General features: G+C 66.2%; 15 protein-coding genes. 3 read left to right on the top strand and 12 right to left on the bottom strand.

What is annotated here, in order from left to right; all coding sequences use genetic code 11:
• Nucleotides 1-40 precede the first annotated feature (40 nt).
• On the top strand, nucleotides 41-1,093 hold the full coding sequence (oprF, locus tag HMPREF2914_RS24070) for an outer membrane porin OprF (protein WP_003087843.1): 1,053 nt from the start codon (nucleotides 41-43) through the stop codon (nucleotides 1,091-1,093).
• A 68-nt stretch (nucleotides 1,094-1,161) separates the two neighbouring features.
• On the opposite strand, the gene cobA is transcribed toward oprF, so the two are convergent.
• The 10 genes from cobA to acnB form a co-directional block, all read right to left on the bottom strand.
• On the bottom strand, nucleotides 1,162-1,899 hold the full coding sequence (gene cobA / locus HMPREF2914_RS24075) for a uroporphyrinogen-III C-methyltransferase (RefSeq protein ID WP_003087845.1): 738 nt from the start codon (nucleotides 1,897-1,899) through the stop codon (nucleotides 1,162-1,164).
• Nucleotides 1,900-1,910: 11 nt separating this feature from the next.
• Nucleotides 1,911-4,637 carry a nitrate reductase gene (locus HMPREF2914_RS24080; protein ID WP_003144730.1) on the bottom strand — a complete coding sequence of 909 codons (2,727 nt, stop codon included), beginning with the start codon at nucleotides 4,635-4,637 and terminating at the stop codon, nucleotides 1,911-1,913.
• Between the two features lie 26 nt (nucleotides 4,638-4,663).
• Nucleotides 4,664-4,990 carry a nitrite reductase small subunit NirD gene (gene nirD, locus HMPREF2914_RS24085; protein WP_003139953.1) on the bottom strand — a complete coding sequence of 109 codons (327 nt, stop codon included), beginning with the start codon at nucleotides 4,988-4,990 and terminating at the stop codon, nucleotides 4,664-4,666.
• Nucleotides 4,991-5,042: 52 nt separating this feature from the next.
• Nucleotides 5,043-7,493, bottom strand: coding sequence for a nitrite reductase large subunit NirB (nirB, locus tag HMPREF2914_RS24090; protein ID WP_003139951.1), 2,451 nt, complete (start codon nucleotides 7,491-7,493; stop codon nucleotides 5,043-5,045).
• A 267-nt stretch (nucleotides 7,494-7,760) separates the two neighbouring features.
• A complete protein-coding gene (locus HMPREF2914_RS24095) occupies nucleotides 7,761-9,356 on the bottom strand; it encodes a bifunctional protein-serine/threonine kinase/phosphatase (protein WP_229039901.1) in 1,596 nt (531 codons plus the stop codon).
• A gap of 74 nt (nucleotides 9,357-9,430) precedes the next feature.
• Nucleotides 9,431-10,642 carry a NarK family nitrate/nitrite MFS transporter gene (locus tag HMPREF2914_RS24100; RefSeq protein ID WP_070702864.1) on the bottom strand — a complete coding sequence of 404 codons (1,212 nt, stop codon included), beginning with the start codon at nucleotides 10,640-10,642 and terminating at the stop codon, nucleotides 9,431-9,433.
• Between the two features lie 353 nt (nucleotides 10,643-10,995).
• On the bottom strand, nucleotides 10,996-11,691 hold the full coding sequence (locus HMPREF2914_RS24105) for a polysaccharide lyase family 7 protein (protein ID WP_017148930.1): 696 nt from the start codon (nucleotides 11,689-11,691) through the stop codon (nucleotides 10,996-10,998).
• 229 nt (nucleotides 11,692-11,920) lie between these two features.
• Complete coding sequence (locus HMPREF2914_RS24110; protein ID WP_003087868.1) at nucleotides 11,921-12,499, bottom strand: ANTAR domain-containing response regulator; 579 nt, start codon at nucleotides 12,497-12,499, stop codon at nucleotides 11,921-11,923.
• Nucleotides 12,500-12,515: 16 nt separating this feature from the next.
• On the bottom strand, nucleotides 12,516-13,724 hold the full coding sequence (locus HMPREF2914_RS24115) for a CmpA/NrtA family ABC transporter substrate-binding protein (RefSeq protein WP_023091968.1): 1,209 nt from the start codon (nucleotides 13,722-13,724) through the stop codon (nucleotides 12,516-12,518).
• Nucleotides 13,725-13,901: 177 nt separating this feature from the next.
• On the bottom strand, nucleotides 13,902-16,511 hold the full coding sequence (acnB, locus tag HMPREF2914_RS24120) for a bifunctional aconitate hydratase 2/2-methylisocitrate dehydratase (RefSeq protein ID WP_003087875.1): 2,610 nt from the start codon (nucleotides 16,509-16,511) through the stop codon (nucleotides 13,902-13,904).
• 381 nt (nucleotides 16,512-16,892) lie between these two features.
• Between acnB and HMPREF2914_RS24125 the strand changes: the two genes are divergently transcribed.
• A complete protein-coding gene (locus tag HMPREF2914_RS24125) occupies nucleotides 16,893-17,360 on the top strand; it encodes a DUF1289 domain-containing protein (RefSeq protein WP_003098041.1) in 468 nt (155 codons plus the stop codon).
• 55 nt (nucleotides 17,361-17,415) lie between these two features.
• Here HMPREF2914_RS24125 and HMPREF2914_RS24130 read toward each other — a convergent pair whose 3' ends face one another.
• Entirely contained in the window at nucleotides 17,416-18,279 is an 864-nt protein-coding gene (locus HMPREF2914_RS24130) for a universal stress protein (protein ID WP_003087881.1), read from the bottom strand.
• Nucleotides 18,280-18,449: 170 nt separating this feature from the next.
• Here HMPREF2914_RS24130 and HMPREF2914_RS24135 point away from each other — a divergent pair, with 170 nt between their 5' ends.
• Complete coding sequence (locus HMPREF2914_RS24135) at nucleotides 18,450-19,073, top strand: tRNA isopentenyl-2-thiomethyl-A-37 hydroxylase MiaE (protein ID WP_073651551.1); 624 nt, start codon at nucleotides 18,450-18,452, stop codon at nucleotides 19,071-19,073.
• A gap of 48 nt (nucleotides 19,074-19,121) precedes the next feature.
• On the opposite strand, the gene HMPREF2914_RS24140 is transcribed toward HMPREF2914_RS24135, so the two are convergent.
• The gene (locus HMPREF2914_RS24140) at nucleotides 19,122-20,453 is read right to left on the bottom strand and encodes an SPFH domain-containing protein (protein WP_003087885.1); all 1,332 of its coding nucleotides are present in this window, start codon (nucleotides 20,451-20,453) and stop codon (nucleotides 19,122-19,124) included.
• Between the last annotated feature and the right edge of the window lie 45 nt (nucleotides 20,454-20,498).

A 20,498-nucleotide genomic window follows, 5' to 3' on the forward strand; every position in this document is an offset into this window, starting at 1 on the left:
GTTGGACAACTAACTGACCATCAAGATGGGGATTTAACGGATGAAACTGAAGAACACCTTAGGCGTTGTCATCGGCTCGCTGGTTGCCGCTTCGGCAATGAACGCCTTTGCCCAGGGCCAGAACTCGGTAGAGATCGAAGCCTTCGGCAAGCGCTACTTCACCGACAGCGTTCGCAACATGAAGAACGCGGACCTGTACGGCGGCTCGATCGGTTACTTCCTGACCGACGACGTCGAGCTGGCGCTGTCCTACGGTGAGTACCATGACGTTCGTGGCACCTACGAAACCGGCAACAAGAAGGTCCACGGCAACCTGACCTCTCTGGACGCCATCTACCACTTCGGTACCCCGGGCGTAGGTCTGCGTCCGTACGTGTCGGCTGGTCTGGCTCACCAGAACATCACCAACATCAACAGCGACAGCCAAGGCCGTCAGCAGATGACCATGGCCAACATCGGCGCTGGTCTGAAGTACTACTTCACCGAGAACTTCTTCGCCAAGGCCAGCCTCGACGGCCAGTACGGTCTGGAGAAGCGTGACAACGGTCACCAGGGCGAGTGGATGGCTGGCCTGGGCGTCGGCTTCAACTTCGGTGGTTCGAAAGCCGCTCCGGCTCCGGAACCGGTTGCCGACGTTTGCTCCGACTCCGACAACGACGGCGTTTGCGACAACGTCGACAAGTGCCCGGATACCCCGGCCAACGTCACCGTTGACGCCAACGGCTGCCCGGCTGTCGCCGAAGTCGTACGCGTACAGCTGGACGTGAAGTTCGACTTCGACAAGTCCAAGGTCAAAGAGAACAGCTACGCTGACATCAAGAACCTGGCTGACTTCATGAAGCAGTACCCGTCCACTTCCACCACCGTTGAAGGTCACACCGACTCCGTCGGCACCGACGCTTACAACCAGAAGCTGTCCGAGCGTCGTGCCAACGCCGTTCGTGACGTACTGGTCAACGAGTACGGCGTAGAAGGTGGTCGCGTGAACGCTGTTGGTTACGGCGAGTCCCGCCCGGTTGCCGACAACGCCACCGCTGAAGGCCGCGCTATCAACCGTCGCGTTGAAGCCGAAGTAGAAGCTGAAGCCAAGTAATCGGCTGAGCCTCTAAGGAAAAACCCGGCTCAGGCCGGGTTTTTCTTTGCCTGGAAAAAGACCGCTCGTCAGGCGCTCAGGGAAATCGGTTGCGACACGATGTCGCGGGTTACTTCGCCGATCACCAGGATCGCCGGGCTTTTCAAGGCGAAACGTCCGGCGTCCCGCAGTAGCTCGCCGAGGTTGCTGCGGCATTCGCGCTGGTTGCCCAAGGTGGCGTTCTCGATCATCGCCAGCGGCGTATCCTCGGCCATGCCTCCAGCCAGCAGCCCGGCCTGGATCTCCGCGAGTCGGGCGACGCCCATGTAGACCACCAGCGTGGTACCGCTGCGTGCCAGGGCTTCCCAGGCCAGCGGGCTGTCGTCCTGGGTATGCGCGGTCACCAGGGTCACGCCGCGGCTGATGCCGCGGTAGGTCAGCGGTATGCCGCAGGCAGTGGCGCCAGCCAGCCCGGCGGTGATGCCGTTCACTATCTCGCTGTCTATCCCGTGCCGGGCCAGCCATTCGGCTTCTTCGCCGGCGCGGCCGAAGATGCATGGATCGCCGCCTTTCAGGCGCACCACGCTGCGTCCCTGGCGGGCATGCCGCAGCATCAGGCGCTGGATGAAGTCCTGCGGTGTGGAGCGGCAGCCGCCGCGTTTGCCGACCCGGACCAGCCGGGCGGACGGACAGTGCTCCAGTATGCTCGGGTTGACCAGATCGTCGACCATCACCACATCCGCGTCCTGCAGGGCGCGAACTGCCTTCAGGGTCAACAGTTCCGGATCGCCGGGACCCGCACCCACCAGCCAGACCTTACCGCTCATCGTCGTTCTCCTCAGGCATTCGCCGCCATGGGCCGGGGGGCCGCCAGCAGTCTCTTGATTTCCGGTACGCAGGAGCCGCAGCCGGTGCCGCAGCCGAACTCGCGCTTCAATCCGTCCAGGTCCAATCCGCGGGCGATGCCGCCGAGCACCGTTTGCTGGCTGACGTTCTGGCAACTGCACAGGGTCTTGCCGCCCGCACCCTGGCTGGGTCGTCCCGGTGCCGCGCCGAGTGGGGCGAGCAGCCAGCGGCGTAGCTCGCTATCGGCCCGGCCGGTAAGCCAGAGCTCTTTCAACCAGTCGCGGGCGAGGGTTTCGCCGGCGAGCCGGACGGCGACGATGCGCCCGTCTTCGAGGCGCACGCGCTTGCCGATGGCGCGCCGGGGGTCGTCGTAGGCGAGGATCGGCCCGTCGAGCAATTCGAGTTGGCGATCTATCCGCTCCAGCAGGTCTGCGCCAGGTGCCTCATGGTGTGCGGCGCTGACCAGCAGGGCGGGGCGCTCGCGTCCGGCGAGACTGAAGCTGGCGTGGTCGAAGACTTCGCACAGCGCACGGAGGGCCTCGAAACGCGCCTGGATATCGGTTTCCACCAGCGCGAACAGGCGCCAGGGCAGTTCGACGGATTCGACCTGAACCCCGGCGTGCTTGAGTTCGGGTTGTTTCGACAGGGGGTCGAACGCCGGCAGGGTCAGGACATTGCAGCCCAGGCCCTTGAGGAAGCGATCGCCCCAGTGCATCGGCAGGAAGGCCTGGCCGGGGCGCACCGAGTCGTCTGCGCTCACCGGCAGGACCAGGGCGCCACGCCGGCTCTTCAGGCGCACGAGCTGCCCGTCCCGCAGTTGGCGGCGGCGCAGTTCCTCGGGATGCAGGTGCACCAGGGCCTCCTCTTCATGGCCGAACAGGCGTGCGCAGGTGCCGGTCCGGCTCATGCCGTGCCACTGGTCGCGCAAGCGTCCGGTATTGAGGGTCAGCGGGTAGCGCGCGTCGCGTTTTTCCTGGGCGGCGCGGTAGGGTTCGGCGACCAGTTGCGCGCGTCCCGAGGCGGTAGGGAAGCGGCCGTCTGCATAGAGCCGTGCGGTGCCTTGCTCCGCGCCAGTGGGAAATGGCCACTGCTGCGGCCCCAGGCGGTCGAGCAGTGCGTAGCTGAGGCCGGAAAGATCGAGGTCGCGGCCGGCGGTAAGCAGCTTGTATTCGTCGAACAGGCTGCGGCTGTCGGCAAAGGCGAACAGGCCGGGTTTAGCGGGTCGCAGGTGCCCTTCCAGGCGGCGCGCGAAGTCGCAGACGATGTTCCAGTCCTGGCGTGCTTCCCCGGGGGGCGGAACGGCCCGACGGACATGACTGACCCGCCGTTCCGAATTGGTCACGGAGCCTTCCTTTTCTCCCCAGGATGCGGCTGGAAGCAAAAGGTCGGCGTATTGGCAGGTTTCCGTGCCGGCGAAGGCTTCCTGGACCACCACGAAGGGACAGCGGGCAAGGGCCTCGTGGATCTTGCGCTGGTCCGGCAGCGATTGCGCGGGGTTGGTACAGGCGATCCAGAGCGCCTTGATCCGGCCGTCGTGGACCGCATCGAACAGCTCGATGGCGCTGAGACCGGGGGACGTGGGCAACTGTTCCACGCCCCAGTAGTGCGCCACCTCGGCGCGATGGCCGGGATCGGCGGCTTCGCGGTGGCCGGGCAGCAGGTTGGCCAGGCTGCCGGTCTCGCGACCGCCCATGGCGTTCGGCTGGCCGGTGAGGGAAAACGGCCCGCATCCGGCGCGGCCGATCTTGCCGGTGGCCAGGTGCAGGTTGATCAGTGCGCTGTTCTTGGCGCTGCCGGCGCTGGACTGGTTGAGCCCCATGCACCAGAGCGAAAGGAAGCGCGGCGAACGGCCGATCCATTCGGCGCAGCGCTGCAGGTCGGCGCGGTCGATGCCGCAGATGTCGGCGACGGCGGCCGGGGTGTAGTCGCGCACCAGTTCCTTCAGGTCGGCGAAACCCTCGGTATGCTCGGCGATGAACGAACGGTCGATCCAGTCCTCCCAGAGCAGGATATGCAGGATGCCGTGGAACAGTGCGACGTCGGTACCGGGCAGCAGCGCCAGGTGCAGGTCGGCCAGCTCGCAGGTGTCGGTGCGCCGCGGGTCGATCACCACGATGCGCATCTCCGGCCGAGCGGCCTTGGCGGCTTCCAGGCGACGGAACAGGACCGGGTGGGCGAAGGCCATGTTGCTGCCGGCGATCAGCACGCAATCGGCGCAGTCGAGGTCTTCGTAGCTGCACGGCGGTGCGTCGGCGCCCAGGCTGCGCTTGTAGCCGACCACCGCCGAGGACATGCACAGGCGCGAATTGCTGTCGATGTTGTTGGTGCCGACCAGGGCCCGCGCCAGCTTGTTGAAGGCGTAGTAGTCCTCGGTCAGCAACTGGCCGGAAATATAGAAGGCCACGCTGTCCGGCCCGTGTTCGCGAATGGTCTCGGCGAAACGCCCGGCGGCATGTTCCAGGGCACTCTCCCAGTCGCTGCGAGCCCGCGCCAGTTGCTTGCCTAGGCGCAGTTGGGGGTACAGCGCGCGGGCCTGGAGGTCGCCGGTCAGGTGCAGACTGGCGCCTTTGCTGCAGAGTCTGCCGAAGTTGGCCGGGTGCCGAGGATCGCCTTGCACGCCGAGGATGCGTTCGCCGTCGTGTTCGATCAGGACGCCACAACCCACGCCGCAGTAGCAGCAGGTCGAAGCGGTGGTGCGCAGCGGGGAATCTGTCGACATGCTCGGCTCCTGTTATCGGCGAGAGATCAGGCGCACAGCGCCACGCTGTCCAGGCCGAGCAGCACCCGTCCGTTCTCCACCCGCACCGGGTGGCGATGGGCGCAGCCCTGGTCCGGGGCCACGGCTTCGCCGCTCTCCAGTTCGATCTGCCAGTTGTGCAACGGACAGGCCACTCGCTTGCCGTAGATCAGGCCCTGGGACAGCGGGCCGCCCTTGTGCGGGCAGCGGTCATCGAGGGCGAAGACCTGGTCGTCGGAGGCGCGGAAGATGGCGATGTCGCCTTTCGGGCCGGCGACCACGCGCGAGCCCAGCGGGTTGATTTCATCGAGGGCGCAGATATCCAGCCAGTTCATCGGTTCACTCCGGTAGGGGGAGGGCCGCCGTGGGACGGCCCGGACAAGGGATTCAGACGTTTTCCAGTTGCTTGAGCGGAATCCGTTCGAACTCCTTCTTCAATTGCGGCTGTTCGATGCGCTGCTTCCATGGGTCCTGCTCGAAGGACAGGGCGAATTGCAGGCGGTCGTTGAGCGCCTTGCGGTTTTCCGCGTCCTCGACCACCGCCTTGCGGATGTGCTCCATGCCGACCCGCTGCAGGTAATGCACCGTGCGCTCCAGGTAGAAGGCTTCCTCGCGGTAGAGCTGGAGGAAGGCGCCGTTGTATTCGCGCACTTCTTCGGCGGTCTTGAGCTTGACGAAGAACTCCGCGACCTCGGTCTTGATCCCGCCGTTGCCGCCGATGTACATCTCCCAGCCGGAGTCCACGCCGATGATGCCGACGTCCTTGATCCCGGCCTCGGCGCAGTTGCGCGGGCAGCCGGAGACCGCCAGCTTGACCTTGTGCGGCGACCACATGTTGAACAGGTCGTGTTCCAGATCGATGCCCAGCTGCGTCGAGTTTTGCGTGCCGAAGCGGCAGAACTCGCTGCCGACGCAGGTCTTCACGGTGCGGATGGATTTGCCGTAGGCATGTCCGGAGGGCATGTCGAGGTCTTTCCAGATGGCCGGCAGGTCGTCCTTCTTCACCCCCAGCAGGTCGATGCGCTGGCCACCGGTGACCTTGACCATCGGCACCTGGTATTTGTCGGCGACGTCGGCGATGCGCCGCAACTCGGCGGCGTTGGTCACGCCGCCCCACATCCGCGGTACCACCGAGTAGGTGCCGTCCTTCTGGATGTTGGCGTGGGCGCGTTCGTTGATCAGGCGCGACTGCGGATCGTCCTTGGCTTCTCCCGGCCAGGTCGAGATCAGGTAATAGTTCAGGGCCGGGCGGCAGGTGGCACAGCCGTTCGGGGTCTTCCAGTCCATGAAGCGCATGACGGCGTCGAGACTGGTCAGCCGGTGTTCGCGAATGGCCTTGCGGATCTGCCCGTGGTTGAGGTCGCTGCAGCCGCAGATGGCCTTCTCGCTCTTCGGCTTGACGTCGGCGGCGCCGCCGACGGTGCTGATCAGGATCTGTTCCACCAATCCCGCGCAGGAGCCGCAGGAGCTGGCGGCCTTGGTGTGTTTCTTGACTTCGTCGACGCTGAACAGGCCGTGTTCTTGTATCGCCTTGACGATGGTGCCCTTGCAGACGCCGTTGCAGCCGCATACTTCGGCCGTGTCGGGCATGCTCGCGGCGCTGTTCTGGCCCTGGTGGCCGACATCGCCGAGGGCGTTCTCGCCGAACATCAGGTGGTCGCGGATCTGCGCGACGTTGTGGTTCTCGCGGATCTGCCGGAAGTACCAGCCGCCGTCGGCGGTGTCGCCGTAGAGACAGGCGCCGACCAGTACATCGTCCTTGATCACCAGTTTCTTGTAGACGCCGCCGATGGGGTCGGAAAGGGTGATGGTCTCGCTGCCTTCGCCGCCGATGAAGTCGCCGGCGGAGAACAGGTCGATACCGGTCACCTTGAGCTTGGTCGAGGTCACCGAGCCCTGGTAGCGGGCGTAGCCGAGATGAGCCAGGTGGTTGGCGCAGACCTTGGCCTGCTCGAACAGCGGCGCAACCAGGCCGTAGGCGATGCCACGGTGGTTGGCGCATTCGCCGACCGCATAGATGCGTGGGTCGTAGGTCTGCAGGGTGTCGTTGACCAGGATGCCGCGGTTGCAGGGGATGCCTGCGCTTTCGGCCAGCTCGGTGTTGGGGCGGATACCGGCGGCCATTACCACCAGGTCGGCGGGAATCACGTCGCCGTCGTTGAACTGCACGGCACAGACCCGGCCGCTGCCGTTGTCCATCAGTTCCTGGGTCTGGGTGTTCAGGCGGAAGCGGATGCCGCGGGCTTCCAGCGCGCCTTGCAGGAGTTTGCCGGCGGTGCGGTCCAGTTGGCGTTCAAGCAGCCAGTCGGAGAGGTGCACGACGGTCACGTCCATGCCGCGTTGCTTGAGGCCGTTGGCCGCCTCCAGGCCGAGCAGGCCGCCGCCGATCACCACCGCGTGGCTGTGGGTCCGGGCGCAGTCGATCATGGCCTGGGTGTCGGCGATGTCGCGGTAGCCGATCACGCCCTGCAGCCGATTGCCGGGTATCGGCAGGATGAAGGGGACCGAGCCGGTGGCCAGCAGCAGGCGGTCGTACTCGGCCTCGCTGCCGTCCGCGGCGACCACCCTGCGGCGGACCCGGTCGATCTGCACCACCTTGCGGTCGAGGAGGAGCTTGATGCCGTTTTCCGCATACCAGTTGAGGTCGTTGAGGACGATTTCCTCGAAGGTCTGCTCGCCGGCCAGTACCGGGGACAGCAGGATGCGGTTGTAGTTGGGATGGGGCTCGGCGCCGAACACCGTGATGTCGTAGAAGTCCGAGTTGAGCTTGAGCAGTTCTTCCAGGGTACGGACCCCGGCCATGCCGTTGCCGACCATCACCAGCTTGATCTTCTTCATGCGGAGTAGCTCCTGCATAAGGTTGGCGCAAACAAAAAAGGCGTCCCGCTGTTGCCAGCAGGACGCCTTTGTCCAGGTCCCGTTCGGTCGGGAAACGCCGCCTCGTCGTTGAGGCAGGCGCTTTGTTGTCGATTGTCGGGAGAACCCAAGCAGGCGCCGTGCCAACTTGCGCTATTGCCTATCTCCATGGCCTTGCAGGGATAACGCGGGGCCTCACCGCGGTCTTTCTGCTCCGTGCCGGGGCGTATCGCACCGGGCTGGTGCCACTCAGCCCTTCAGCCAGACCAGGAGTAGCGCCAGGTTGGCGGCCAGGGACAGCAGGGCGATGGCGCGCCAGGTCTGCAGCGGTTCGCGCTCCAGCAATGGGCGGGGTGCCGCGACCGGCAACGCTTCTCCCTGTTGCAGCGAGAGCAGCCATTCCTCGGCGGTCTCGAAGCGCTGTGCGGGGTCGCAGGCGACGGCGCGCAGCAGCAGGTCGTCGATCCAGGCCGGCAGGTCGGGGCGATAGCGGCTGGGCGGGGCGGGGCGACCGAAGCGCGGGTGCTGGAAGGCTTCGATCTCGCCATAGGGATAGCGCCCGGTCAGCGCCTGGTAGAGGCAGACGCCGGTGGCGTAGAGATCCTGGCGCACCGAGGGCGAGGTGCCGGAGAAGCACTCCGGCGCCAGGTAGCTGGGCGTACCCGGTAGCAGATGGGGGTCTTCGCGCGACAATCCCGGACACCAGGCCAGGCCGAAATCCAGCAGGCGCAGCTCGCCGTCGCGGCCGAGGTGGAGATTTTCCGGCTTGAGGTCGCGGTGCAGCAGGTTGCGTCGATGCAACTGGCCAAGCCCGCGCAGCAGCTGGTTGGCCAGCCCCAGCCACTCCGGCAGCGACAGCGGGCCATGGTTGCGCAAGCGCTCGGCGAGAGTCTCTCCGGGGTGCTCGCGCATCAGGTAATACAGATGCTGGCGTTGCGCCAATCCGTGCAGCTCGGGGAAATGCCGGCCCTGGACGCGGCGCAGGAACCATTCCTCGAGCAGCAGGGCCTGGGTTGCCAGCGGATCGTCGGCACGTGCGGCGGGAAGGGTCTTCAGCAGCCAGGGTTGGCCCTGGCCATCTTCGACCCGGTAGAGCAGGGACTGGCGGGATTCGCCGAGCAACTGCCGGACCCGCCAGCCTTCGAAGAGCTGGTCGGGCTTCAGCGGTGGCGGCAGTGGCCAGTGGCCCAGTTGCGCGAGGGCGTCGCCGAGGCTGCCTGCGGGCACGGCTTCCACGCGCACCAGCAGGGCGCTGGCGTTGTCCTGGCTGCCTGCCAGGTGGGCGGCGCGAACCAGAGCCTCGGCGCTGCGCTGCGGCTCTTCGGCGTTGCGCAGGATGCTGCGGATGCCGCTGTCGCCCAGCGTCGCCCAGACGCCGTCGCTGACCAGTAACCACTGGCTGCCGGGCTCCAGATCGCCTTCCAGATAGTCGACCACCAGATGCTGGTCCAGTCCCAGGGCGCGGGTCAGCACGTGTTGCATGTGCGGCTGTTCCCAGACGTGGTCGCTGGTCTGCCGGAGCAACTCGCCGTCGCGCCACAGGTAGGCCCGGCAATCGCCGACATGGGCCAGGGTGTAGCGGGTGCCGCGCAGCACCAGGGCGGTGAGGGTGGTGAGCAGCGGCTGGCCGCCGCCGTTGGCCTGTAGCCAGCGGTTCTGCGCCAGCAGCAGGCGGTCCAGGGACTGCACGATGGCCCAGGTTTCCGGAGTCGCATAGTAATCCAGGGCCAGCGCTTGCAGGCTGCTGCGCGCCGCCAGGCCGCCATCGGCGCACTGGCTGACACCGTCGGCGATGGCCAGCAGGTGTCCCTTGCTGGCGGCCAGGGCCGGCGCCGGGGTGACCACCCGCAGCGCGTCCTGGTTTTCCGTGCGAGGCCCGCAGGCGCTGGCCTCGCCGATGCTCAGTCGCAGCCCCACGCTCAGACCCGCGCGGCGGTAACCGCGGCCGAGCCCCAGGTGGTGCGCCAGCGCCGCTTCACCCCGTGGAGGCCGAACCAGGCCAGCACGCCGAGACTGGCGAACAGCCACAGGCCGAGCTGGTAGTCGCCGGTGCTTTGCTTGATGGCGCCGATGCCGGCAGTCAGGCAGAAGCCGCCGATGCCGCCGGCCATGCCGATCAGCCCGGTCATCACGCCGATTTCCTTGTGGAAGCGCTGCGGTACCAACTGGAACACCGCGCCATTGCCGGCACCGAGACTGAGCATGGCGACCACGAACAGGCCGAGGGCGGCCATCGCGCTGGACAAGTGGAAACCGACCGCGGCGATGCAGATGGCGGCCAGGGTGTACACCATCAGCAGGCTGCGGATGCCGCCGATGCGATCGGCGAGGGCGCCACCGAGCGGGCGCATCAGGCTGCCGGCGAAGACGCAGGCGGCGGTGTAGTAGCCGGCGGTCACCGGGTTCAGGCCGTACTGGTCGTGGAAATAGCCGGGCAGGGTGCTGGCCAGGCCGAGGAAGCCGCCGAAGGTGACGCTGTAGAAGAACATGAACCACCAGCTGTCGCGGTCGCCGAGGGCTTTCAGGTAATCGCCCATGGCCTTGGGCGCCGGCCGCTGCGGGGCGTTGCGCGCGACCATGGCGAACACCAGGAGGGTCAGGACGAGCGGCAGCAGGGCGAAGCCGAACACGTTGTTCCAGCCGAACGCGGCGGCCAGGCCGGGGGCGAAGAGGGCGGCGAGCACGGTGCCGGAGTTGCCCGCGCCGGCGATGCCCATGGCCTTGCCCTGGTGTTGCGGCGGGTACCATTGCGATGCGAGCGGCAGGGCCACGGCGAAGGATGCCCCGGCGAAGCCGAGGAACAACCCCAGCAGCAGTGCCTGCGCATAGCTGTTCACGCCCAGCAGCCAGGCGGCCGCCAGGGCGGCGATGACGATGACCTGGGCGAGGATGCCGGCGCTCTTCGGCGACCAGCGATCGGCCAGCAGGCCGAGCAGGAAGCGCAATACGGCGCCGGCGAGGATCGGCGTGGCGACCATCATCGCGCGCTGCTGGGTGCTCAGTTGCAGATCGCCGGCAATCTGCACCCCCAGCGGGCCGAGCACGTACCAGACCATGAAGCTCAGGTCGAAATAGAGAAACGCCGCGAACAGGGTCGGCGCATGGCCGGCCTTCCAGAAGCTGTTGTTCATCGAACACCTCGTATCCAGCGGAATCGGGGCGGAACGGCCGCCCGGCGGAAGTTGCATCGCTACAAGGTGAGCGTCCGACAGCGGACCACCCACCCGCCCCGACGCTGGGGCGAAACGACGAAGACGCCACGGGCCTCTGCCGGGAAGGAGAGGCCGCGCGACGTCTTTGTCGGGGATGGGTAACCGCCGTTGGCTACCGTCAGGCAGGACGTAGCAAGCTCTTTGCCAAGTTGTCGAAAGCGCGGCGTAGAGCGATTGCAGGGACAACCATGGCGTCGGGCGTGCACGCCGCGGTGGCAGGCGTCGGGGGCTTGCACAGGGCTGGGGCGGCGCGTCCTTGCGCCGTCGGCGGTTCAGCGATGGGCGGTGTTCAGGTGGTAGATGGTCACGCGGCTGCCTTCGCCGCTGTCGCCGGCGTTGTCGTTCACGTAGGCGCCGGCCTTGAAATAGAGCAACTGGTCGTTCCAGGCGCTGCCGAGGGTCTGGTAGTAAGCGTCCTCTTCGCCGTCCTGGCTGCGTGCGCGCACCGCCAACTCGCCGCTGGAGGTGACGCGCAGGCTGTAGTTGAAGCGCTCGCCCAGGCGTACCTGCTCGAGGATCGACACGTTGCGGCTATAGGAATCGTCCGGGTGGTTGCGTACCAGCGCCTCGACCCGGCCGAGGCCTTCCTCGGGCTTGTAGTAGTACTGCAGCTTCACCAGAGGTTCGCCGTCGTCGGTCTGTGGCGACTTGCTGTGGATCTGGCCGATGATCACCTTGTTCTTCGAGGGGACCTCCTCGACGCTCATGGTCACCCGCAGTTCGTTGTCGGCCTGCCAGTAGTACCAGTTGTCGAGACTGCCGTCGGCCTGGGTTTCGCGCAGTTCGGTGCGGGGATAGGTGCTGTCCTCGGTGTGCGAGCCGTCGATGGGCACCCAGAAGACCAGGCCGCCATCGTTGCCTTGCTGGAAGTACCGGCTCTGGTAGCCGTTGTTGAGTTGCTGGGTGGTGATCACCTGCGGGGTGGGTTCGGTGGGAATGGTAAGGTTCCAGGTGCTGAGATCGATCATGCTGAGCATCTCCTGACCGCTGAGTCGGCGGTGCGGTTCGGGCGGACGCCTGCGGCTCCTAGCCCTGGGCGTCCACTGCGGGCCTCCCTGGTCATGCTAGTCGAGGGTGGCGAGAGGGTAGCTCCCAGAACGGATAGGGCCGTTCCGGGCGCACGAGCATAGCCGCGCCGCTCTGCGCCGGGGGCCAGCAGGGTGGCTGGCGATATGATCGCCAGCTGCCCAGCCGGATTCAGCCGCCGAGCATGTCGTGCATGGCGATGATCTGCTCGGCGACCTGGATCAGCTTCTGCTGGCGGCTCATGGCCTGGCGCCGCATCAGCGTGTAGGCCTCCTCCTCGCCGCAATGCTTCATCTTCATCAGCAGGCCCTTGGCCAGCTCGATGCGCTTGCGCTCGGCCAGCTGCGCCTCGCGCGCCTGCAGTTGAGCGCGCAGCGCCTGGTCGCTCTCGAAGCGCGCCATGGCGACGTCGAGGATCGGTTGCAGGCGGCTGGCCTGGATGCCTTCGACTATGTAGGCGCTGACCCCGGACTGGATGGCGCGGCGCATCACTCCCGGATCGTGCTCGTCGGTGAACATCACGATCGGGCGCGGCTGGTCGCGGCTGACCAGGCAGACCTGCTCCATCACGTCGCGGCCGGGAGACTCCGTGTCGATCAGGATCACGTCGGGACGTAGCGCTTCGACGCGCGCCGGCAGGTCGATGGTCAGCCCCGACTCGTCCACCACTTCGAAACCGCTCTCGAGCAGGGCGGCCCTGAGGCGTCCGACTTTCTTCGGCGTGTCGTCGATCAGCAGGATACGCAGCATGGCGGGCGCACCAGGGTCAGGGGGCGATACCCTGGCCGGTTTCGGCCAGGGCGTGGATCGGGAAGCTGCGGGCGTAGCCGGCGGGGTCGCTGCCGTCCCAGGTGCGCCCGTCGATCAGTGTCGAGCGGCGCATGTCGGCGCCGTCCAGGCACAGGCCAAGGGCCGTCGCGGCATCGCGGTACAGCGCGGTCTGCTGGACCCTGCGGGCGATGCCCAGGTAGTCCGGGTCTTCGCGCAGCAGGCCCCAGCGGCGGAATTGGGTCATGAACCACATGCCATCCGAGAGCCAGGGCCGGTTGACTTCGCCGTCGGCGTAGAAACGCAGCGGATGCGGGTCCTGCCAGGCGTTGCCGAGGCCGTCCTGGTAGCGGCCGAAGAAGCGCGGCTGGATCGCGCCGAGCGGAGCGTCGACATAGTCGCGGCCGCTGATCAGTTGCGCGGTGCCCAGGCGGTTCTCGGCGTTCTGTTCGATGAAGCGGCTGGCGTCGAGGACCGCCATGACCAGCGCGCGGGCGGTGTTCGGGTAGGCGTCGACGAAGGCGCGGGTAGTGCCGAGGACCTTTTCCGGGTGGTCCGGCCAGATCGCCTGGCTGGTGGCGATGGTGAAGCCCTGGCCCTGGTCCACGGCCAGGGCGCCCCAGGGGCCGCCGGCGCAGAACCCGTCGATGCGCCCGGCCTGGAGATGGCCGACCATCTGCGCCGGTGGAACCACCACGCTGTGCACGTCGTGCAGCGGATGCAGACCGATGCTCGCCAGCCAGTAGTTCAGCCAGAGCGCGTGGGTACCGGTGGGAAAGGTCTGCGCCAGGGTCAGGCGTGCACCATTCTGGCGCCGATGCCGGAGCAGTGCCTCCGCACTGGTCACGCCAGCCTGCTTCAGCGGTTCGGAAAGATTGATCGCCTGGCCGTTCTGGCACAGTCCCATGAGCACCGCCATCTCGCTTGCCGCGCTGCCGCCGAGGCCGAGCTGGACGCCGTAGACCAGCCCGTACAGGCACTGCGCGGCATCCAGCTCGCCGCTGAGCAGCTTGTCGCGCAAGGCGGCCCAGGACGGTTGGCGCCTGAGATTGAGCGTGAGGCCGTAGGGCTGGGCGAAGCCCTGGGTGGCGGCCACGATCAGCGAGGCCGAATCGGTCAGCGCCATGAAACCGATGTCCAGGGCGCTCTTTTCCGGTGCGTCGGAACCGCCGGCCCAGGCCTGGCTGCGTATCGCTCTGTCTGTCATCACCACCTCGAGTGCGGGAGGGCGGCGCGGGCCGTCCCGTTTTCCAGTGCGCCGGCGCCGTCGTCGGCGCGCTTTTCCATAGCTGCCACAGCAAGCGCTATGCCAGGCGGCGCGGGGGTTTTCGCCGGGCAAGAAAAAGCCCCGCACGGGGCGGGGCTTGTTCGACGCGTCGCTGGATCAGGCCTGGACGACCGGGATCTTGGCGTTCGCAGCCGCTTCGCGGAACTCGGCGATCTGGTCGAAGCTGAGGTAGCGGTAGACGTCGGCAGCCATGCTGTCGATGTCCTTCGCGTAGGCCATGTACTCCTCCACGGTCGGCAGTTTGCCGAGGATCGAGGAGACCGCCGCCAGCTCGGCCGATGCCAGGAACACATCGGTGGCATCGCCCAGACGGTTCGGGAAGTTACGGGTCGAAGTGGAGACCACGGTGGAACCGGTCTGGACGCGAGCCTGGTTGCCCATGCACAGCGAGCAGCCCGGCATTTCCATGCGCGCGCCAGCCTTGCCGTAGATGCCGTAGTAGCCTTCCTCGGTCAGCTGGTGGGCGTCCATCTTGGTCGGCGGAGCCAGCCACAGACGGGTCGGGATGCCGCCCTTGACCTTGTCCAGCAGCTTGCCGGCTGCGCGGAAGTGACCGATGTTGGTCATGCAGGAGCCGATGAACACTTCATCGATCTTGCGGCCCTGTACGCTCGACAGCAGACGCGCGTCGTCCGGATCGTTCGGCGCGCAGAGCACCGGCTCCTTGACGTCGGCCAGGTCGATCTCGATCACCGCGGCGTACTCGGCGTCCTTGTCGGCTTCCAGCAGCTCCGGCTTGGCCAGCCAGGCTTCCATCGCCTGGGCGCGACGCTCCAGGGTGCGCGGGTCGCCGTAGCCTTCGCCGATCATCCAGCGCAGCAGGGTGATGTTGGACTTCAGGTACTCGGCGATCGCCTGTTCCGGCAGCTTGATGGTGCAGCCGGCGGCGGAACGCTCGGCCGAGGCGTCGGACAGCTCGAAGGCCTGCTCCACGGTCAGGTCGTTGAGGCCTTCGATCTCGAGGATGCGGCCGGAGAAGATGTTCTTCTTGCCCTTCTTCTCGACGGTCAGCAGGCCCTGCTGGATCGCGTAGTAAGGGATCGCATGGACCAGGTCACGCAGGGTGATGCCCGGTTGCAGCTTGCCCTTGAAGCGCACCAGCACCGACTCCGGCATGTCCAGCGGCATCACGCCGGTGGCGGCGGCGAAGGCCACCAGGCCGGAGCCGGCCGGGAACGAGATGCCGATCGGGAAGCGGGTGTGCGAGTCGCCGCCGGTACCAACGGTATCGGGCAGCAGCATGCGGTTCAGCCAGCTGTGGATGATGCCGTCGCCCGGGCGCAGCGACACGCCGCCACGGGTCATGATGAAGTCGGGCAGGGTGTGGTGGGTCTTGACGTCGATCGGCTTCGGATAGGCCGCGGTGTGGCAGAAGGACTGCATCACCAGGTCGGCGGAGAAGCCGAGGCAGGCGAGGTCCTTCAGTTCGTCGCGGGTCATCGGGCCGGTGGTGTCCTGGGAACCGACGGTGGTCATCTTCGGTTCGCAGTAGGTGCCCGGGCGCACGCCCTGGCCTTCCGGCAGACCGCAGGCGCGGCCGACCATTTTCTGCGCCAGGGTGAAGCCCTTGCCGCTATCGGCCGGTGCTTCCGGCTTGCGGAACAGGTCGGAGGCGCCCAGGCCCAGCTCGGCGCGGGCCTTCTCGGTCAGGCCACGGCCGACGATCAGCGGGATACGGCCGCCGGCGCGGACTTCGTCGAGCAGGACCGGGGTCTTCAGCTCGAAGGTGGTGACCACTTCGCCGCTGTCGTGGCGAACGACCTTGCCTTCATAGGGGTATACGTCGATGACGTCGCCCATGGCCAGGTTGGTGCAGTCGAACTCGATCGGCAGGGCGCCGGCATCTTCCATGGTGTTGTAGAAGATCGGCGCGATCTTGGTGCCGAAGCAGAAGCCGCCGGCACGCTTGTTCGGCACGAACGGAATGTCGTCGCCGAAGAACCACAGCACCGAGTTGGTGGCGGATTTGCGCGAGGAACCGGTGCCGACCACGTCGCCGACGTAGGCGACCGGGAAGCCCTTGGCCTTGACCGCTTCGATCTGCTTCAGCGGACCGACCGAACCCGGCTGGACCGGCTCGATGCCGTCGCGGGCCATCTTCAGCATGGCCAGGGCGTGCAGCGGGATGTCCGGGCGCGACCAGGCGTCGGGGGCCGGGGAGAGGTCGTCGGTGTTGGTTTCGCCGGGGACCTTGAATACGGTGAGCGTCAGCTTTTCCGGGACTTCCGGCTTGGCCTTGAACCACTCGCCATCGGCCCAGGATTGCAGCACGGACTTGGCCGCGGCATTGCCCTTCTTGGCGCGCTCGGCGACGTCGTGGAAGGCGTCGAACATCAGCAGGGTGTGCTTCAGCTGTTCGGCGGCGGTGTTGGCCAGTTCGGCGTCGTCCAGCAGCTCGACCAGGGTGGCGATGTTGTAGCCGCCCTGCATGGTGCCCAGCAGCTCGGCGGCACGTTGCTTGTCGATAAGGGGGGAGGTGGCTTCGCCCTTGACGATGGCGGAAAGGAAACCGGCCTTGACGTAGGCGGCTTCGTCGACGCCCGGCGGTACGCGGTTGGTGATCAGGTCAAGGAGGAATTCTTCTTCGCCGGCCGGCGGGTTCTTCAGCAGCTCGACCAGGCCTGCGGTCTGTTCGGCGTTCAGCGGTTGGGGCACGACACCCTGGGCGGCACGCTCTTCTACGTGTTTGCGGTAGGCTTCAAGCACAGTATTTCCCTCATCAGTGGTCCCGGGGGACACGTATCCAGGAACCGACGCAGATCCGCTCGTCAGGCCCAGGTGGACGGTAATCCACCAACCTACGAGGGCATCGGCAGGTTCCAGACAGAAGCTGTTTTCAAAGTTTTACGCCGGCGGGCTGGGGTGGGGCTGGCGAGACGCTTGAGGGAGGCGCCGTCGCCAGCGTACCTGCCGGAAACTGTGCTCGTGACGCTTTGAAAACAGCTTCTAACGGACATTGGCGCCTAAAAAGGCGGGCCAATGTTACTGGAAACTCGACGCAAAGTTAAGTCGGAAACCCTAGGAACCACGGGGTGAACTTGATTAGACAAAGGGCTAAGATGCCGCTTTGTTTTCGTTGTCCCGGCCATGTCTTCGCAAAGAATCAAAACCCCCTGCGTAGGGCTTTGCTCCACGGTATACGGCGACCTGGTATGCCGTGGCTGCAAGCGTTTCCACCATGAGGTGGTCAACTGGAACCTCTACGACGCCGAGGAAAAGCGGGCTGTCTGGAGTCGCCTTGAGCAGTTGCTGGCCCAGGTGATGGCCGCCAAGCTGGAAGTCTTCGACGCCGCGCGCCTGCGCCTGCAACTGGAGCAGCGGCAGATCCGCTTCGTCCCCGAGCAGTCTCCCTATTGCTGGGCCTACCAGTTGATCGCCCGCGGTTCCCGGCTGATCAACCAGATCGAAGCCTACGGCGTGGCACTGCTGCCGGAATTCCGCGACTGGAGCCTGCCGGACCTGCGCGATGCCATCGACCGGGAATTCTTCCTGCTGTCGGAAGCGCATTACCAGCGCTACATCGCGCCCTCGTTCCTGCAGGCGATCGACAGATAGGCGGTGTCTCCAGCGAAAAAGCCGCCCTTGGGCGGCTTTTTCGTCCGACCAGCGGTCACTCCTTGCTGGCCAGTTCCTCCAGGTGGGCGATGATGTCGTCCGGCTTCAACACCAGCACGTCGCTTTCCAGGGTATCCAGCACCACTTCCGCGGTATTGCCGATCAGCGCGCCGGACAACCCGGTGCGCGCCACGGTGCCGATCACGGTGACCACCGCGTCGAGCTTCTGCGCGGTGCGCGGGATCAGCACGTCGGCCGGACCTTCCTCGATGTGCAATTGTTCGTCGCTGAAACCGTACTCGGCCTGGAAGGTGCGGCAGGCCTCGCGATAGCGGGCCTCGATGGTTTCGCTGAGCTGGAAGGTCGGGTCGGCGGAGGAGAGCATCGGCGAGGGGTGGGCGCTGATCACGTGCAGCGTGGCCTTGGCCAGGCCGGCGATGTCGTAGGCATGGCTGATGATCCCGGCGTGCAGGGAGCGGTGCTCGCCGTCGTTGTTGCCGACGTCGACCGCGGCGAGGATCTTTCCGCCCGTCCAGGGCCGGGCGGTCTTGGTCATCAGTACCGGGCAGGGCGCGAAGCGCAGCAGTTTCCAGTCGTCCGGGGTGAGGATGGCCTTTTTCAGCGGGTTGTCGGGAAAGTGCTGCTTGATGATCAGCCCGCAGCCTTCGGCCTGTTGCTCGGCGATGATGGTCTGGTGCAGGGAGTCCTTCCAGGCCTGGTTGGTCGAGACGCTGTAGCCTTCCTCGCGCAGTTCCTGGGCCAGGTCGTTGAGGGCGGCGCTGTGGTCGCGGCGCTTCTCGCAGACCAGCAGGTGCAGGTGCGACTGGGTCACGCCGGCGATCAGTTGTGCCCGTTTCAGGGCGAGACCTTCCAACTGGTCCGGTTCAATCACCACGAGGATGCTGCGAATGGCTTGCATGATCGTCTCCCTGAGTGCTTGTGGTTATCGCTGAAACAACTCTAGACGCAATCCAGCCGCTGCTCTTGATGCATATCAAACGGGTCGGCCTGCCCGACCACCGCAGCTTCCGTATAATGCTCCGCCTTTCCTGCCCCGACCAGCGTCGTGGCAGACCCTTTCCAGAATGAGTGACCTGCACCATGTTGCCCGAGATCGACCAATTCCTCGCCTGTTCCACTCCCGCCGCCTGGGTCGAGGCGGCCCTGGAGCGCCAGGACGTCATGCTGCTGGACCACAAGGCCTGCGAGATGAAGGCCGCGGCGACGGCGATGCAACTGATCGGCAAGTACTCCGGCCGCCTGGACCTGGTGAACAAGATGAGCCGCCTGGCGCGCGAGGAGCTGCGCCACTTCGAGCAGGTGCTGGCGATCCTGAAGAAACGCGGTATCCCGGTGGTCAATGTCAGCGCCTCCCGCTACGCCTCGGCGCTGCGCGACCTGGTGCGCAAGCAGGAGCCGCAGCGGCTGACCGATACGCTGGTGGTCGGCGCCTTCATCGAGGCGCGTTCCTGCGAGCGCTTCGCCGCCCTGGTGCCGCACCTGGACGCGGAGCTGGCGAAATTCTACGGCGGTTTGCTGAAGTCCGAGTCGCGGCATTTCCAGGACTACCTGAAGCTGGCCTACCAGTACGGCGACGAGGCCGACGTGGAGCGGACGATCGAGGTGGTGCGGGCCAAGGAGGCCGAGCTGATCAGCAGTCCGGACAACGAATTCCGCTTCCACAGCGGCCACCCGGTGGACCTGGTGGCCTGAGCCGGAAACAAGAAAGCGCCCCGCGGGGCGCTTTTTTTGCTGCCTGAATCAGTCCTTGACCTTGAGGTCGAGGGCCAGGTCGCGGGCGGCCTTGGTCGCCAGAACGCCCATCAGCTGGCCGATCTCGTCCTGGCGGCTTGCCGCGCCGTTGGCGCCGGCGCCCATCATTACGCTGGGGACGGGGGCCTGGGCGGCGGCTTCGGCCCAGACCTTGTTGATCGCGATCAGCGCGTCGAGCTTCGGCTGCAACGCGCCGTCCGCCTTGATCACCGCTTCGCGGGCGTAGGCCTCGGCGTCGGCGGTGATCTTGGTGGCCTGGGCGGTCACCGTGGCCTTGTCGCGCAGCAGTTCGGCGGTCTGCTTCTCGATCTCGGCGCGCTGCTTCTCGCGCTCGGCGTTGATCACCGCCAATTGCTTGTCGGTTTCCGCCTGGGTGGTGCGTTCGATCTGGTCGCGCAGGGTTTCCTGGCGCTTGGCCTCGACTTCCTTCTCGCCGCGGGCGGTGACCAGCAGCTTTTCCTCTTCTTCCTTCAGGCGGTTCTGCCGCGCCACCGCCAGCTCGGCGAGCGCCTGCTGGACCTTGACCATGCGCTGCTTGTACTGCGGGTTGGGATCGACGTTGGTGATCCGCGCTTCCACCACCTCGACGCCGAACTTGCGGAACTGCTGTTGCTTGCGTACCGGGATGCCCTTGGCATCGGTGACCTTCTCGGTGACGAACTGGCTGGCGTTGTTGTCGCCGAACGCTCCCTGCTCAGTGCCGGCCTGGAGGATCGCGGTCTGGTGCGGAATGGCGCCGCGCGGCCCGCGGACTTCCTTGCGCTTGATCAGGTACAGGCCGTCGTTGAGCTGGTTCTCGAACTCGGCGGCGAATTCGCTGCGGGCTCCGGCGTAGTAGTCGTCGGCGCTCATCAGCGAAGCGGTGGCCTGGAGGGTTTCCTTGATCGCCGGCACCAGTGCGGTGCGGATGAAATTGTCCGGGTTGCGGTATTCCTGGGCCATCTTCAGGAACGGCTCGCCGCCGGGCAGGCGAAAGCGCGCGGAAGATTCGACCTTGGCGTCGACGTTGCCGAGGAACACGATCGGGAAAGCCTCGATGGTGGCGCCGAGGCCGTCGTTGTCCGGATTGGTGTCGTTATCGTCCATGACCAGCACGGACTGCACGCTGATGGCCTTCTTCCAGGTGGTGGCGCGACCGAACCACTTGGTCGCGTAGCCGACGTCATCGACGATCTTCTCGTCGCCGAAGATGGTCCTTACGTGGGTCATGAAGCCGGCTTCGTTATAGAAGAACACGCCGTTGAACAGGCCGAAGCCGAGGGCGAGCACGCCGAGGGGGGCGGCGACGAACTTGATCAGGTTTCCCTTCGAGATGATCACGATCATTCCTTGATGCGGGGTGGGGGAGCGCGATCCTGCTGAAAG

It is taken from the genome of Pseudomonas sp. HMSC067G02 (genome assembly GCF_001813485.1).
Lineage (GTDB): Bacteria > Pseudomonadota > Gammaproteobacteria > Pseudomonadales > Pseudomonadaceae > Pseudomonas > Pseudomonas aeruginosa.